Raw genomic sequence first — 15473 nt, forward strand, 5'->3', positions numbered from 1 at the left:
ACGGACGCCTGCGCACGGGTGCCAGGGACCAGTGACCCGGTCGCGCTCCGGGCGGCGGCGCCCGTGGCCGGCGTCATCCCGGGGCTTCCGAGGGCGGACCAGCGGACCGTACGGCCGGTCCGTCGGGTCCGGGCCGAGCGCCCCGCCCTCCGCGGGCGCGCCACCACGCCTCACGCGGGCTTGTCGGCGAGGAGGTAGGCGCGCGGGCGGGTCTCGTCCCCGTACGGTTCGCGCAGCAGCCGGACCCGCGTCCGCAGGCCCGCCTCGGCGAGGTGGCCGGCCACGGTCTGTGGCGTACGCCAGTAGTGGTCGAGCGAGATCTGCCGGCCGAAGCGCTCCGCCAGGTGCAGGCGCTCCTCCTTGTCGCCCGACTGGAAGGCGAGCAGGACCTGCCCGCCGGGCGCCAGCACGCGACGGAACCCGGCGAACGCCCCGGGCAGGTGCGCGTCGGGCACGTGGATGATCGAGTCCAGGGCGACGATCCCGCCGAGGGACCCGTCCGGCAGGTCCAGGGCCGTCAGGGAACCCACGTGGAAGCGCAGCTCGGGGTGGGCCCGGCGGGCCGGCTCCACCATCCGCGGCGAGACGTCGACCCCGAAGACCGGCAGACCGAGCGCGTGCAGCCGGGCGGTCACGTGTCCGGGCCCGCTGCCCAGGTCGGCCACGGAAGCGGTGCCCCCCGCCCGCACCAGCTCGGCGAACGTGCCGAGCAGCCCGCGCTCCAGCGGTCTGTCGCCCAGCCCGTCGGGGTGGTGCGCGCCGTACAGGCCGGCGACGGCGTCGTACGAGCTGCGGGTGGCCGCTATGAACTCCGGATCCTGAGCACTCACGCTGCCGCACCCTAGCCGCGCCGCCGAAGCACCGCTCGCGCTTCGGCTGACGGCCGCCGGACGGTCACCGGGCGGTCACCGGACAACCGCCGGAGCAGAGGTGGAGCGGAGGTGGAGCGCGAGGCAAAGTGTGGTCTCGTACACACCGCCCCGGATCACGACGAACGGTCACAGGACTCCCGATCAGGGCATTGACCTGGGCTTTCGCCGGATCGCGGGGGGTCGGCGCGGCCCCTCGCGACCACCACCCCCGATCGTCCGACAGATGAACACAGGGGCTTCTTCTTGGTCAGGCGTGGTATCCGTGGAGGAAGGGTTGGTGTCACACGGCACGCACTCCGCCGGAAAATCGGCGAGTGTACCCATCCCGAACGGTACATATGCGTCCGGCGGTCAGATTTTCTTCCCCTAACGGGCTGATCTTTTGTTGATCGAGGGTCAGTTGACCGGTCGGGCGTCCTACCCTTCAGAGGGTGAAGCAATTGATGTCCCTAGAGTCCGAGGCCGATCTTCCCGGGGAAGCCCTGCTTCCCGGAGCGCTGCCCGAGGCGCTCCGTGCCGAGCTCGTCGCCTTCCGCCGCGACCTGCACATGCACCCCGAGCTGGGCAACCAGGAGTTCCGCACCACGGCGGCGATCAAGGAGCGGCTGGAGAAGGCGGGCCTGAAGCCGCGCGTCCTGCCCGTCGGCACCGGGCTCGTGTGTGACATCGGCGAGTGGGACGAGGGCCGGCCCATGCTCGCCCTCCGCGCCGACATCGACGGCCTGCCCATCCCGGACATGAAGACCGAGTGCCCGTACCGCTCCACCGTGCCGGACCGGGCCCACGCCTGCGGCCACGACGTCCACACGACCGTCGTGCTCGGTGCCGGACTGGTGCTCGCGGACCTGCACCGGCAGGGCCTGCTGCCCCGGCCGGTGCGGCTGATCTTCCAGCCCGCCGAGGAGGTGCTGCCCGGCGGCGCCGCCGACGCCATCGACTGCGGGGTACTCGAAGGCGTCGGACAGATGATCGCCGTGCACTGCGACCCCCGGGTCGACGCCGGACGGATCGGACTGCGCGCGGGCGCCATCACCTCCGCCTGCGACCGGCTGGAGATCTCCCTCGCCGGACCCGGCGGACACACCGCCCGCCCCCATCTGACGACCGACCTGGTCACCGCCGCCGCCCGGGTGGTCACCGACGTGCCCGCGCTCGTCGCCCGCCGCATCGACACCCGCGCCGGACTCGCCGTGACCTGGGGCCGGATCGAGTCGGGCCACGCCCCGAACGTGATCCCGCAGCGCGCCGAGCTCGCCGGGACCGTGCGCTGCCTGGACATCGACGCCTGGCGGGACGCGCCCGACATCGTGGTCGCCGCGATCGACGAGGTCGCCAACCTGCACCGGGCCAAGTCGGAGATCAACTACGTGCGCGGAGTCCCGCCCGTGGTCAACGACCCCGAGGTCACCGAGCTGCTCCGGGACGCCATGACGGCACGCCGGGGCGCCGACTCCGTGGAGAGCACCGTGCAGAGCCTCGGCGGCGAGGACTTCTCCTGGTACCTCCAGCACGTGCCCGGCGCCATGGCCCGCCTGGGCGTGCGCACCCCCGGCGAGCGGACCGTGCGCGATCTTCACCAGGGCGACTTCGACGCTGACGAGTCCGCGATCAAGGTGGGCGTGGAACTGTTCACGGCGGCCGCGCTGATCGACGCCGGTCTGCGGCTCCCGTCCCCCGCGCCGGCCGTCTAGTACCGGGACCCGGGCTCGCGCCGGCCGGGCGGTAGGGGGCCGCGCTCCGACGGGCGGCACCGGGGCCGTGCTCCGGACGTCCGCCACCCGCGCTCGGCTCCGCTCCGGTTGCGACCGGGGCGGAGCCGAGGGAATCTGGGCCCGTGGCGCTCGGACAGGCGCGTCATCACGCTGCGGGCGCCCCAGGTGTACGGACAGTCGGGGAACCCGAAGGGTGCAATGTCACAACAGCACCTTTCGCTCCGGTGGTTCACAGGGACGTAACCGGCCATCGGCACGAATGGATAACGGCCACGCAAAGCCCCGTTCCCAGGAGTGTCTACGCGCGTTACTCTGCGCCGAACTCAGCACCCACTGCGGGGCTTTGGAGAATGGGGAACTTCGAGATGCGTCAGATATCCAAACTGACCCGCGTCGCGGTGGGGGTCGCGTCGCTCGCACTCGCCGCCACCGCCTGTGGCGGGACCAGCAGCGACAGCGGCAGCGACACCGAGACCAAGGACGACCTGGGGCTCGCCATCGCGTACGACATCGGCGGCAAGGGCGACCAGTCCTTCAACGACGCCGCGTACGCCGGCCTGCAGAAGGCCCAGAAGGAGTTCGGTTACAAGACCGACGACGTGGAGCCCACCGAGGGCGAGACCGACGCGGACAAGGAACAGCGTCTGTCCTCCCTCGCCAAGCAGGGCTACAACCCGGTCATCGGCGTCGGCTTCGCCTACGGTCCCGCGATGGAGGCGGTGGCCAAGAAGTACCCGAAGACGACCTTCGGCATCGTCGACTCGGTGGTCGAGGGCGACAACGTGGCGTCCCTCGTCTTCGCCGAGGAGCAGGCCTCCTACCTCGCCGGCGTCGCCGCCGCCAAGGCCACCAAGACCAACACCGTCGGCTTCGTGGGCGGTGTCGACATCCCGCTGATCCACAAGTTCGAGGCCGGCTACAAGCAGGGCGTCCAGGACACCAGCGGCGGCAAGGTCAAGGTCATCCCGCAGTACCTCACGCAGACCGCGGAGGAGGGCGGCTTCTCCAGCCCCGACAAGGGCAAGGCCGCCGCCGAGGGCCAGATCGAGAAGAAGGCCGACGTCATCTACCAGGCGGCCGGTCTGTCCGGCCAGGGCGTGATCGAGGCCGCCGCCAAGGCGAAGGTCTGGGCGATCGGTGTCGACTCCGACCAGTACCAGCAGGCGGCCCTCGCCTCGTACAAGAGCTACATCCTCACGTCCGCGCTCAAGGACGTCGGCGGTGCGGTGTACTCCCTGGCGAAGTCCGTCGAGGACGGCAAGCCGCTGACCGGCACGCAGACCTTCGACCTGAAGGTCGACGGTGTGGGTCTGGCCGAGACCAACCCCGAGTTCGGAAAGATCGCTGGCCTCTCCGACGCGGTGGCCAAGGCCAAGGGTGAGATCATCGACGGCACCATCAAGGTGAAGACCGAGTAGGACCGGCCCGCGTATCGCCCCGAGGGGCGAACGTGGTCGAATCCGTGTGAAGCGGGCGGGCGCCTGAGGGTGCCCGCCCGCTTCGGCGTTGCCGGCGCAGGTCACCCTGCGCCACCTTCCCTTTGCGGTCGGCAAGCCTGTGACGGAGGCGGGGAGCGGGTTGGCCACGGGCCGATAACAAGGTGGACAGAAGGGGTTTTCAGGCAGGTCTACGCGCGTTAATCTGCGGCGAAGCCAGCGCCGAAGCTGAACCGTCCGGCGCTCGTACGACAGGAGCACCACACATGCGCCGGATTTCCCGGATCACGGTCGCAGGCGCAGCGACCGCCTCTCTGGCCCTCGCGCTCTCCGCCTGCGGCGGGACCTCGACCTCCAGCTCGTCGGAGTCGAAGGGCGACAAGGGTCTGGCCATCGCGTACGACGTCGGCGGCAAGGGCGACCAGTCCTTCAACGACGCGGCGTACGCGGGCCTGGAGCAGGCGAAGAAGGAGTTCGGCTACGAGACCGACGACGTCGAGCCCACCGAGGGCGAGACCGACGCCGACAAGGCCCAGCGGCTGTCCTCGCTGGCCAAGCAGGGCTTCAACCCGGTGATCGGTGTCGGCTACGCCTACGCGCCGGCCGTCAAGGAGGTCGCGGCGAAGTACCCGGACACCACCTTCGGCATCGTGGACGACTCCACGATCGAGGCGAAGAACGTGGCCGACCTGGTCTTCTCCGAGGAGCAGGCCTCGTACCTCGCCGGTGTCGCGGCCGCCAAGGCCAGCAAGACCAAGGTCGTAGGCTTCGTGGGCGGTGTCGACATCCCGCTGATCCACAAGTTCCAGGCCGGCTTCGAGCAGGGCGTGAAGGACACCGACCCCAAGGTCAAGGTGCTCCCGCAGTACCTCACGCAGACCGCGGAGGAGGGCGGCTTCTCCAGCCCCGACAAGGGCAAGACGGCCGCCGAGGGCCAGATCGAGAAGAAGGCCGACGTCGTCTACGCGGCCGCCGGTCTGTCCGGCCAGGGCGTGATCGAGGCCGCCGCCGCCAACAAGGTCTGGGCGATCGGTGTCGACTCCGACCAGTACCGGCAGGAAGCCCTCGCCAAGTACAAGGACTCCATCCTCACCTCCGCGCTGAAGGACGTCGCCAAGGCGGTGTACAACCTCGCGAAGTCGGTCGAGGACGGCAAGCCCGAGACCGGTATCGTCAGGGGCGATCTGAAGACCGGTGAGGTCGGCCTCTCGGACTCCAACCCGAAGTTCGCGGACGACGCCGAGCTGCAGGACGCCATCAAGACGGCCAAGGAGAAGATCATCAGCGGCGAGATCAAGGTCAAGAGCAGCTGACACAGCAACACCTCGAGCAGCGTGTAACCGCGGGGTTACGTCCGCTCAACGGGGTACGGGGAGGCTGGCTCCCCGTACCCCGTTGTCTCGGTGCGACGCCCCTTTCGATGCCGTAGGGGCGCTACGCGCGTAGACGACCCCCGTCCCCAGGAGTGTGCGCCATCAACGCGTCCAGCAGCCCTCCGGCCGGAGCGGCGGTCAACGGTCAGACGACCGCCGTCGAACTCGCCGGGATCACCAAGCGTTTCCCGGGCGTCGTGGCCAACCACGACATCCACCTCACCGTCCGCAAGGGCACCGTCCACGCCCTGGTCGGCGAGAACGGGGCCGGCAAGTCGACGCTGATGAAGATCCTCTACGGCATGCAGAAGCCGGACGAGGGAACCATCGCGGTCGGCGGCGAGCAGGTCACCTTCTCCTCGCCGGCCGACGCCATCGCCCGCGGCATCGGCATGGTCCACCAGCACTTCATGCTCGCCGACAACCTCACGGTGCTGGAGAACGTGGTGCTGGGCAGCGAGAAGCTGTACGGCATCGGCGCCAAGGCCCGCCGCAAGATCAAGGAGCTCTCCGAGCGCTACGGCCTCGACGTCCGGCCCGACCTCCTGGTCGAGGAGCTCGGCGTGGCCGCCCGCCAGCGCGTGGAGATCCTCAAGGTCCTCTACCGCGGCGCCAGCACGCTGATCCTGGACGAGCCGACGGCGGTCCTGGTGCCGCAGGAGGTGGACGCGCTGTTCGCCAACCTCCGCGAGCTCAGGTCCGAGGGCCTGTCGGTCATCTTCATCTCCCACAAGCTGGGCGAGGTCCTCTCCGTCGCCGACGAGATCACGGTCATCCGCCGCGGCACCACCGTCGGCACCGCCGTGCCCGCCGAGACCACCCCGCGCCAGCTCGCCGAGATGATGGTCGGCAGCGAGCTGCCCACGCCGGAGACCGCCGAGTCGACGGTCACCGACCGCCCCGTCCTCACCGTGGAGAAGCTGCGGCTGGAGGCGGTGGGCGGCAAGGCGCTCCTCGACGACATCACCTTCACCATCCACGCGGGCGAGATCCTGGGCATCGCCGGTGTGGAGGGCAACGGCCAGACCGAGCTGGTGGACGCGCTCATCGGCCTCAAGGCCGCCGACTCGGGCACCATCTCGCTCGCCGAGGACGAGATCACCGCCTGGCCCACCCGCAGGCGCCGCGAGCAGGGCATCGGCTACATCCCCGAGGACCGCCACCGTCACGGCCTGCTCCTGGAGGCCCCCCTCTGGGAGAACCGCATCCTCGGGCACGTCACGGAGAAGCCCAACGCCAAGGGCGTCTGGCTGGACCCGAAGGCCGCCCAGGAGGACACCCGCCGGATCGTCGAGGCGTACGACGTCCGCACCCCCGGCATCGACGTCACCGCCGCGTCCCTGTCCGGCGGCAACCAGCAGAAGCTGATCGTCGGCCGCGAGATGACCCACAAGCCGCGCTTCCTGATCGCCGCCCACCCCACCCGCGGGGTGGACGTCGGCGCGCAGGCCGCGATCTGGGACCACATCCGTGAGGCCCGTCGCGAGGGCCTGGCCGTGCTGCTGATCTCCGCCGACCTCGACGAGCTGATCGGCCTGTCCGACACCCTCCGCGTGATCTACAACGGCAAGCTGGTCGCCGACGCCGACCCGGCCGCCATCACCCCGGAGGAACTCGGTTCGGCCATGACGGGTGCCGCGACCGGACACCTCGAACACGACGACACCGCTGATGACGCCCCTGAGCCCCCGGCAGCCGCGCCGAGGACTCCGGAAGACGAGGCCCGCTGATGAAGAAGTTCGACAAGGAGCGCGTGCTCCTCGCGGTGGCCGGCCCGGTCATCGCGCTCGCCGTGGCCTTCGCCCTGTCCGCGATCGTCCTGATCGCCTCGGGCAAGAACCCGTTCGAGCCGTTCCAGATCATGTTCGAGCAGGCCACGTTCTCCGACATCCAGGTCCTGATCATCAACCAGGCCTCGCTGTACTACGTCGCGGCCCTCGCGGTGGCCATCGGCTTCCGGATGAACCTGTTCAACATCGGCGTGGACGGCCAGTACCTGCTCGGCGCCATCATGGCGGCGATCGTCGGCGCCCACGTGGACCTGCCCGCCTTCCTCCAGATCCCGCTGCTGCTGCTGACCGCGATCTGCACCGGGGCGTTCTGGGCCGGCATCGCCGGTGTCCTCAAGGTCACCCGCGGGGTCAGTGAGGTCGTCGCCACGATCATGCTGAACGCCATCGCCACCTCCGTCATCGGCTACCTCTGGCTGCCGAACGTCTTCGGCGTCAAGGTCGGCAACAACAGCACCACCGGCGAGATGGCCGAGTCCGGCTGGGTGCCCGGCATCGACATGGGCGCGGCCGGTGAGATCTACGGCCTGGTCATCCTCGCCGTGCTGCTGGGCATCGGCTACTGGGTCGTCCTCAACCGCACCCGCTTCGGTTTCGACCTGCGCGCCTCCGGCGCCTCCGAGTCCGCCGCCGCGGCCAGCGGTGTCGACCCCAAGCGGATGGTGCTCAGCGCCATGCTGATCTCCGGTGCCGTCGCCGGTCTCGCGGGCCTGCCGATCCTGCTCGGCGACACCCACACCTACAGCCTGAACTTCCCCACCGGCATCGGCTTCCTCGGCATCGGCATCGCCCTGCTCGGCCGCAACAGCCCGGTCGGCATCGCCTTCGCCGCCCTGCTGTGGGCCTGGCTCGACAAGGCCTCGCCCGAACTGGACTTCTACGACTACGACAAGGAGATCGCGGTCATCATGCAGGGCCTGATCGTGCTCTCGGTCGTCGTCTCGTACGAGGCCGTACGCGAGTGGGGTCTGCGCCGCCAGCAGCGCCGGGTCGGCGCCGAACTCGCCGCGGGACACGTCCTCGGCGCCACCGACAACGTGAAGAAGGAGGTGGCCGGCCGATGACCACCGTGACCGACCTCAACCAGCCCACGCTCCAGCCCGCGGCGCCGACCGGCCGCCGTATGTCGCTGCCCGTGCTGCTGCTGGTCATCGCCGGCGCCCTGGCGCTGACCTCGATCGTCCGCATCATCACCGGCGCCGACGGCATCACCAACGTCAGCCAGATGTCCACCGCGCTCCAGCTCGCCGTGCCGATCGGCCTCGCCGGTCTCGGCGGTCTGTGGGCCGAGCGCGCGGGCGTCGTCAACATCGGCCTCGAAGGCATGATGATCCTCGGCACCTGGTTCGGTGCCTGGGCCGGATTCCAGTGGGGCCCGTGGACCGGCGTCCTGGTCGGCATCATCGGCGGCGCGCTCGGCGGCCTGCTGCACGCCCTGGTCACCGTCACCTTCAACGTCAACCACATCGTCTCCGGCGTGGCCATCAACATCCTCGCCCTCGGCGCCACCCGCTACCTCGCCCCGCTCGCCTTCGAAGGCCACACGGGCGGCTCGGCCAAGCAGTCCCCGCCGGTGGACTCGCTCGGCAACTTCACCGTGCCCGGGCTCTCCGACGCGCTCAGGGATCTGAACGAGAAGGGCTGGTTCTTCGTCTCCGACATCGCCGGCCTGCTCGGCGGCCTGGTCACCAACGTCTCCTGGCTGACCCTCCTCGCCATCGCGCTGATCCCCGGCACCTGGTGGATCCTGTGGCGCACCGCGTTCGGTCTGCGGCTGCGCTCCTGCGGCGAGAACCCGGTCGCGGCCGAGTCCCTCGGGGTGAACGTCTACAAGTACAAGTACCTGGCCGTGATCATCTCCGGCGGTCTGGCCGGCCTCGGCGGCGCCTTCCTCGCCATCGTCGCCAACCCCTTCTACCTGGAGGGCCAGACCAGCGGCCGCGGCTACATCGGCCTCGCCGCGATGATCTTCGGCAACTGGATGCCGGGCGGCCTTGCCATCGGCGCGGGCCTGTTCGGCTACACCGACAGCCTCAACCTGCGCGGCGGCTCGGAGAACGTGCACGCGCTGCTGCTGCTCGGCGCGCTACTGCTGGTCATCGGCGCGATCTGGCTGGCGGTGCGCAAGAAGTACGTACAGGCGGCGATCACGCTGGTCGTCGGCGCGCTGGTGTTCGCCTGGTACGCCGGCACCAACGAGGTGCCGAACCAGGTCGTCTCCGCCACGCCGTACGTCATCACGCTGGTCGTGCTCGCGCTCTCCGCGCAGCGCCTGAGGATGCCGAAGGCGGACGGCATGCCCTACCGGAAGGGACAGGGCAAGTGACCCCGCCCGGGCCGGCCTCCGTCGACTGGGAGGAGCTGCGCACGGCGGCCCGGGACGCCATGTCCCGGGCGTACGCCCCGTACTCCGGCTACCCGGTCGGTGTGGCGGCCCTGGTCGACGACGGCCGTACGGTCACCGGCTGCAACGTGGAGAACGCCAGCTACGGTCTCGGCCTGTGCGCCGAGTGCGGACTGGTCTCCGAGCTGCAGAACACCGGAGGAGGCCGCCTCACGCACTTCACCTGCGTGGACGGCCGGGGCGACATCCTCGTCCCGTGCGGCCGCTGCCGGCAGCTGCTGTACGAGTTCGGCGGCCCCGACCTGCTCCTGGAGACTCCGGAGGGCGTCCTGCCGCTGTCCCGGATGCTGCCGCAGGCCTTCGGGCCGGGCCATCTCGCCAAGTAAGTCCCGCGCGGTCCCTCCGGACCCCCTCCGGCCGCTCGGAGGGCCGCGCGGTTTCCGCCTGCTTTTCGGAAGGAAGGCCACGCCATGGCCATGGACGTCATCTCCGTCATCCGCACCAAGCGGGACCGCGGTGAGCTCAGCGACGCGCAGATCGACTGGGTCATCGACGCGTACACCCGCGGGGAGGTCGCCGACGAGCAGATGTCCGCGCTCGCCATGGCGATCCTGCTCAACGGCATGAACCGCCGCGAGATCGCCCGCTGGACGGCCGCGATGATCGCCTCCGGCGAGCGCATGGACTTCTCGGCGCTGTCCCGCCCGACCGCCGACAAGCACTCCACGGGAGGCGTCGGCGACAAGATCACCCTCCCGTTGGCCCCGCTGGTCGCCGCCTGCGGCGCGGCGGTCCCGCAGCTGTCCGGCCGCGGCCTCGGCCACACCGGCGGCACGCTGGACAAGCTGGAGTCCGTCCCCGGCTGGCGGGCGCTGCTCTCCAACGAGGAGATGCTCTCCGTGCTCGACGGCACCGGCGCGGTCATCTGCGCGGCGGGCGACGGCCTGGCCCCCGCCGACAAGAAGCTCTACGCCCTGCGGGACGTGACCGGCACGGTCGAGGCCATCCCGCTGATCGCCTCCTCGATCATGTCGAAGAAGATCGCCGAGGGCACCGGCTCGCTGGTCCTCGACGTGAAGGTCGGCACCGGCGCCTTCATGAAGACGATCGAGGACGCCCGCGAACTGGCGTCCACGATGGTCGGCCTCGGCACCGACCACGGCGTGCGCACGGTCGCCCTGCTCACGGACATGTCGACCCCGCTGGGGCTGACCGCGGGCAACGCGCTGGAGGTCCGCGAGTCGGTCGAGGTCCTGGCGGGCGGTGGCCCGGCGGACGTGGTCGAGCTGACCCTGGCCCTCGCCCGCGAGATGCTGGACGCGGCGGGCGTCAAGGACGCCGACCCGGCGAAGGCCCTGGCCGACGGCTCCGCGATGGACGTCTGGCGCCGCATGATCGCGGCCCAGGGCGGCGACCCGGACGCGGCACTGCCCACGTCGAAGGAGCAGCACGTCGTCAAGGCGTCCTCCTCGGGCGTCCTGACCCGCCTGGACGCCTACGGCGTCGGTGTCGCCGCCTGGCGCCTGGGCGCCGGCCGCGCCCGCAAGGAGGACCCGGTGCAGGCCGGCGCGGGCGTGGAACTGCACGCCAAGCCCGGCGACACGGTGACCGAGGGCCAGCCCCTGCTGACCCTCCACACGGACACCCCCGAGCGCTTCGCATACGCGCTCCAGGCGGTCGAGGGCTCCTACGACATCGCCGCGCCGGGAACGGCGTTCACGGCGTCGCCGGTGGTGCTGGAACGTATCGCCTGACCTCTCCTCATCCGGGCGAACGGGATCGGTGGACCCCCGCCGGTCCCGTCCGGCATGGCGGAGCCGGTGACGCGCCGACGGCGGAGCGCCGAACCGCTCTCACCGTTCTCTTCGATCTCGTCATCGGCACCTTCGAGTTCCCGGGACGTGAGTCAGCCGAGCAGGGTCGCGACCACCACCAGCACCGGTACCGACAGCACCGTCGACACCAGGACCGAGTCGCGGGCCAGCCGCTCGCCCACCCCGTAGCGCGACGCGTACGTGAACAGGTTCTGCGCGGCCGGGAGGGCCGACGTCACCACCACGTCGAGGAGCTGGGCCCCGCGCAGTCCGAACACCCCGGCCGCCAGTGCCCACGCCACGGCCGGCTGGCCCACCGACTTCAGCGCGACCGAGAGCAGGACCAGGTGGCGGTCCGGGCCGCGGCCCGGCATCGTGCTGCCGCACAGCGAGATGCCGAAGGCCAGCAGGACCGCCGGGACGGACATGTTGCCGATCAGGGTGACGGGGTCCATGACGGGGGCGGGGACGCGCACCCCGGCCGCCGAGACCGTGACCCCGGCGAGTGAGCCGAGCGCGATCGGATTGCGCAGCGGGGTGAGCAGACGCTGCCACAGCGGGCCCTTCTCGCCGTCCCTTCCCGACAGGTCCAGGATCGTCAGCGCGACCGGGGTGAGCAGCAGGAGCTGGAACAGCAGCACCGGTGCCACCAGCGAGGCGTCGCCCAGGACGTACACGGCGATGGGAATGCCGAGGTTGCCCGCGTTGACGTAGCTGGAGCACAGCGCGCCGATCGTCGTACGGCCCACACCCCAGCCGCGTACGGCGCCCACCGCGACGAAGACGCCCGCCGCCGCCGCGGTGCTCAGCGCGGTCACGAGCAGGCGGCTGGAGAAGACCGTCGACAGGTCGGCCCGGGCCAGTGTGGTGAAGAGCAGGGCCGGCGACGCCACGTGGAACGCCAGCTTGGTCAGCACCTCGCGGCCGTGCTCGCCGAGGTGGCCGCCCCGCCCGAGCAGATAGCCGACGCCGATGACGACGGCGATGACCGCGAACCCCGTCAGCACCCCCTGCACGGGACCTCCTCGGAGGTGAGGAGCGCGTGCGGTATCCGGGGCGGTGACGATGGTTGGGGCATACAGGCAACCCTCCGGGGCAGGAGGGCGGCAGGTCAATGTGATCCCGGTCGGTGGACCGCCGCGGACGCCCCCGCACGGCGGCGGAAGTCGCCGGCCGCGATGAGTTACGCCCGCCCGCCCGGTCTACCGCACGTGGACGCCATGACACCCGCTGTACTCGTACTGGCCGGCCCCGTCACCCGGGACGAGGTGACCGGGCTGTGCGACGACGTGCGGACGCTGCTGGAGAGCACCGGCGCCCGGGCCGTGGTGTGCGATGTCGCGGGGCTCGGGCCGCCGGGGCTCGGCACCGTCGACCTGCTGGCGCGGCTGGAGCTCACCGCCCGGCGGGCCGGGGCCCGGATCCGGCTGCGGGACCCGGCCCCCGCGCTACACGCCCTCCTCGACCTGGTCGGTCTCCGCTTCGAGGTGGAGGGGGAGCCCGAACAGCGGGAACCAGCGCTGGGTGTCGAGGAAGCAGTGGAACCCGGTGATCCGCCCGTCTGAGATCTCCAGCACCTGCACCGCCCACGGCATGAAGCCGCCCTGCTCCGGGTCGGGCTTGTACTGGGCGAACCCGGGCAGACCGTTCACCTGGACGGGCAGCAGCCGGGAGCCCGCGCAGGGGGCGCCGAGCGTCGTCATGAAGCCCGTGATGTCGTCGTGGCCGGTCAGCCACAGGTCGAACGGCGGCATCGTCATGACGGCGTCCTCGTGCAGCAGGGCCGTCAGCGCCGTCATGTCATAGCCCTCGAAGGCCGCCACATAGCGCTCCAGGAGCTTCTGCTGCTCCTCGTCCAGCGGGTCGGACACGGCCGCGTCGGCGCCGTGCTGCTCCCGCTCGGCGAGCGTCGCGCGCGCCCGCTGGAGCGCGCTGTTGACCGACGCGACCGAGGTGCCGAGCAGTTCGGCGACCTCGCTCGCCTTCCAGGCCAGCACCTCGCGCAGGATCAGCACGGCGCGCTGCTTGGGCGGGAGCTGTTGCAGGGCGGCCATGAAGGCGAGCCGCACGGACTCCTTGGCGACCGCCGCCTCCGCCGGGTCCTCGGTCGTCGGCAGCACGCGGGTGTCCGGCATGGGCTCCAGCCAGGTGTGGTCCGGGCGGGGGGAGAGGGCGGCCTGGGCGAGGGGAGTGGCCTCGGTGAGGTCCATGGGGCGGGCGCGCTTGTTGCCGGCGCTCAGCATGTCCAGGCAGACGTTCGTCGCGATGCGGTAGAGCCAGGAGCGGAGGCTGGAGCGGCCCTCGAACTTGTCGTAGCTGCGCCAGGCCCGGACCATCGTGTCCTGGACCGCGTCCTCCGCCTCGAAGGAGGAGCCGAGCATGCGGTAGCAGTAGCCGGTCAGCTCTGTCCGGTGCTTCTCCAGCCTGACGTCGAGGTCTGCTGTCGTCGTCGCCGTGCTGTGGGTCATCGTCGTCCACCCGCCCCTGTGGCCGTTCTGTCGTGCGCTTCTTCGCGCCTCGCACTCCGGAAGCTACCGCAGGGCACTGACAATGGCCTGTGGAGCGGGGAAAGGAGCAGGTCGGAGGGGTGCGGGCCGAGGGTTTCGGCCCCCGCCGCGCCTTCCAGTCCCCGCCCTTCCCGGGCTCCGCCCCGGACCCCGCTCCGCGAACGCCGGAGGGGCTGGATTCAGCCCGTCCGGCGCTTGAGGACGAGGCCGTTCAGGCCGAAGCGGGGCTCTGGGGGCGGCAGTCCCCAGGGTCGGGAACGGGACGGGGCGGCGGGGGCGAGAAAGCCCTCAGTGCGCCGCCGCCACCGGCCCCCGCCGGGACGCGATCCTGGCCGCCCGGGTGCCGAGCACCGTGATCGTCACGACGCCGAGCACCGCCAGCAGGCCGACGGCGACCGTCCCCGCCCAGCCCCCCGCGTGGAACGCCACCGCTCCCACCGTGCTCCCCGCACTGGAGCCGATGTAGTACGCCGACTGGTACAGCGCGGACGCCTGCGCCCGCCCCCGCGTCGCCGTCCTGCCGACCGCCGACGACGCGACCGCGTGCCCCGCGAAGAAACCCCCGGTGATCAGGACCAGGCCCAGCAGCACCAGCGGGAGCGAGCCGGCCAGGGACAGCAGCAGCCCCGCCGCCGTCGTCCCGCCCGCCGCGTACAGCGCGCCCCGCCGGCCCAGCCGGCCCACCAGCCGGCCGGCCGTCGACGCCGACACCGTGCCCACCAGGTAGACCAGGAAGATCGAGCCGACGATGCCCTGGGGCAGTCCGAAGGGAGCCTCGGTTAGGCGGTAGCCGATGACCGTGTAGACACCGCCGAACACCGTCATGAACAGCGCGCCGATCGCGTACAGCCGGCGCAGCAGCGGGTTGGCGAGGTGCTCGCGGACCGTGCCGGCCAGCACCCGGGGCCGCAGCGAGCCCGCCACGAAGTGCTTCGGCGTCGGCAGCAGCGCCCGGAAGGCCACCGCGCAGGCCAGCGCGACCGCGCCGATCACCCCGACCGCGACCCGCCAGCCCCACTCCTGGGCGACCCAGCCGGTGATGACCCGACCGCTCATCCCGCCGACGCTGTTGCCCGCGACGAACAGACCGATGGCCGTGACCAGCGCCTTGGGCGTGACCTCCTCCGCGAGATACGCGGTCGCCGAGGCCGGCAGCCCGGCCAGCGCCGCGCCCTGCACCGCCCGCAGCACGACCAGCGCGGTCAGCGAGGGGGCGAAGGGGACCAGCAGCCCGACGGTCACCGCGACCGCCAGCGAGGCCGTCATCACCGTACGGCGTCCGAAACGCTCCGACAGGGCGCTCATCGGCAGGACGAACACCGCCAGTCCTCCGGTCGCCGCCGCCACCGTCCAGCTCGCCTCGCTCGCCGCCACCCCGAGGTCGCCGGAGATCAGCGGCAGCAGGGCCTGCGTGGAGTAGAGGAGGGCGAAGGTCGCGACACCGGCGAGGAAGAGGGCGAGGCTCATCCGGCGGTAGCCGGGGCCGCCCGGGGTCATACGGGAGTCGGCGACGGGGGCGGAGGACGCGGCGTCCACGACGGTGGACGCCCCGGTACTGGCGGGAGACATGCCTCGAAACTACGTACGCCCCCGATCATCCGTCCAATGCACGGAATCGTCATAAT

At 71.2% G+C, this 15473-nt stretch carries 13 protein-coding genes; 9 read left to right on the forward strand and 4 right to left on the reverse strand.

Annotation, left to right across the window (positions count from 1 at the left end; genetic code table 11):
• Window positions 1-170: 170 nt before the first annotated feature.
• Window positions 171-830, reverse strand: coding sequence for a class I SAM-dependent DNA methyltransferase (locus QQS16_RS25810; protein WP_286064236.1), 660 nt, complete (start codon window positions 828-830; stop codon window positions 171-173).
• A gap of 485 nt (window positions 831-1315) precedes the next feature.
• On the opposite strand from QQS16_RS25810, the gene QQS16_RS25815 reads away from it, so the two are divergent.
• From QQS16_RS25815 to QQS16_RS25850, 8 genes are all read left to right on the forward strand, one after another.
• Window positions 1316-2563 (forward strand): M20 family metallopeptidase, encoded by a 1248-nt coding sequence (locus QQS16_RS25815; RefSeq protein WP_286064237.1) that lies wholly within the window; start codon window positions 1316-1318, stop codon window positions 2561-2563.
• A 386-nt stretch (window positions 2564-2949) separates the two neighbouring features.
• Complete coding sequence (locus QQS16_RS25820; RefSeq protein WP_286064238.1) at window positions 2950-4002, forward strand: BMP family lipoprotein; 1053 nt, start codon at window positions 2950-2952, stop codon at window positions 4000-4002.
• Window positions 4003-4286: 284 nt separating this feature from the next.
• The gene (locus tag QQS16_RS25825) at window positions 4287-5333 is read left to right on the forward strand and encodes a BMP family lipoprotein (RefSeq protein ID WP_286064240.1); all 1047 of its coding nucleotides are present in this window, start codon (window positions 4287-4289) and stop codon (window positions 5331-5333) included.
• A gap of 152 nt (window positions 5334-5485) precedes the next feature.
• Window positions 5486-7123, forward strand: a complete 1638-nt coding sequence (locus QQS16_RS25830; protein ID WP_502963842.1) for an ABC transporter ATP-binding protein — start codon at window positions 5486-5488, stop codon at window positions 7121-7123.
• A complete protein-coding gene (locus QQS16_RS25835) occupies window positions 7123-8247 on the forward strand; it encodes an ABC transporter permease (RefSeq protein ID WP_286064242.1) in 1125 nt (374 codons plus the stop codon). The genes QQS16_RS25830 and QQS16_RS25835 overlap by 1 nt, the downstream gene beginning before the upstream one ends.
• Window positions 8244-9509 carry an ABC transporter permease gene (locus QQS16_RS25840; RefSeq protein WP_286064244.1) on the forward strand — a complete coding sequence of 422 codons (1266 nt, stop codon included), beginning with the start codon at window positions 8244-8246 and terminating at the stop codon, window positions 9507-9509. Before QQS16_RS25835 ends, QQS16_RS25840 begins: the two co-directional genes overlap by 4 nt.
• Window positions 9506-9913 carry a cytidine deaminase gene (locus QQS16_RS25845; protein ID WP_286064246.1) on the forward strand — a complete coding sequence of 136 codons (408 nt, stop codon included), beginning with the start codon at window positions 9506-9508 and terminating at the stop codon, window positions 9911-9913. The genes QQS16_RS25840 and QQS16_RS25845 overlap by 4 nt, the downstream gene beginning before the upstream one ends.
• A gap of 90 nt (window positions 9914-10003) precedes the next feature.
• Complete coding sequence (locus QQS16_RS25850; RefSeq protein WP_286066452.1) at window positions 10004-11281, forward strand: thymidine phosphorylase; 1278 nt, start codon at window positions 10004-10006, stop codon at window positions 11279-11281.
• Between the two features lie 152 nt (window positions 11282-11433).
• Here the strand turns inward: QQS16_RS25850 and QQS16_RS25855 are convergent, their stop codons facing one another.
• The gene (locus QQS16_RS25855) at window positions 11434-12357 is read right to left on the reverse strand and encodes an AEC family transporter (protein ID WP_286064248.1); all 924 of its coding nucleotides are present in this window, start codon (window positions 12355-12357) and stop codon (window positions 11434-11436) included.
• A gap of 162 nt (window positions 12358-12519) precedes the next feature.
• Here QQS16_RS25855 and QQS16_RS25860 point away from each other — a divergent pair, with 162 nt between their 5' ends.
• Complete coding sequence (locus QQS16_RS25860; protein ID WP_286064249.1) at window positions 12520-12906, forward strand: STAS domain-containing protein; 387 nt, start codon at window positions 12520-12522, stop codon at window positions 12904-12906.
• Here QQS16_RS25860 and QQS16_RS25865 read toward each other — a convergent pair.
• Window positions 12790-13809 (reverse strand): sigma-70 family RNA polymerase sigma factor, encoded by a 1020-nt coding sequence (locus QQS16_RS25865; RefSeq protein ID WP_286064251.1) that lies wholly within the window; start codon window positions 13807-13809, stop codon window positions 12790-12792. The genes QQS16_RS25860 and QQS16_RS25865 overlap by 117 nt on opposite strands.
• A 327-nt stretch (window positions 13810-14136) precedes the next feature.
• Entirely contained in the window at window positions 14137-15417 is a 1281-nt protein-coding gene (locus tag QQS16_RS25870) for an MFS transporter (protein WP_286064253.1), read from the reverse strand.
• Window positions 15418-15473 lie beyond the last annotated feature (56 nt).

The sequence above is a fragment of the Streptomyces sp. ALI-76-A genome (genome assembly GCF_030287445.1).
In the GTDB taxonomy this organism is placed as follows: Bacteria; Actinomycetota; Actinomycetes; order Streptomycetales; family Streptomycetaceae; genus Streptomyces.

Bases quoted from the DNA above. Each gene is read 5' to 3' on its own strand.
- QQS16_RS25815 (WP_286064237.1), top strand. From the start codon at position 1,316: ATGTCCCTAGAGTCCGAGGCCGATCTTCCCGGGGAAGCCCTGCTTCCC.
- QQS16_RS25820 (WP_286064238.1), top strand. From the start codon at position 2,950: ATGCGTCAGATATCCAAACTGACCCGCGTCGCGGTGGGGGTCGCGTCG.
- QQS16_RS25825 (WP_286064240.1), top strand. From the start codon at position 4,287: ATGCGCCGGATTTCCCGGATCACGGTCGCAGGCGCAGCGACCGCCTCT.
- QQS16_RS25835 (WP_286064242.1), top strand. From the start codon at position 7,123: ATGAAGAAGTTCGACAAGGAGCGCGTGCTCCTCGCGGTGGCCGGCCCG.
- QQS16_RS25840 (WP_286064244.1), top strand. From the start codon at position 8,244: ATGACCACCGTGACCGACCTCAACCAGCCCACGCTCCAGCCCGCGGCG.
- QQS16_RS25850 (WP_286066452.1), top strand. From the start codon at position 10,004: ATGGACGTCATCTCCGTCATCCGCACCAAGCGGGACCGCGGTGAGCTC.
- QQS16_RS25860 (WP_286064249.1), top strand. From the start codon at position 12,520: ATGAGTTACGCCCGCCCGCCCGGTCTACCGCACGTGGACGCCATGACA.
- QQS16_RS25865 (WP_286064251.1), bottom strand. From the start codon at position 13,809: ATGACCCACAGCACGGCGACGACGACAGCAGACCTCGACGTCAGGCTG.
- QQS16_RS25870 (WP_286064253.1), bottom strand. From the start codon at position 15,417: ATGTCTCCCGCCAGTACCGGGGCGTCCACCGTCGTGGACGCCGCGTCC.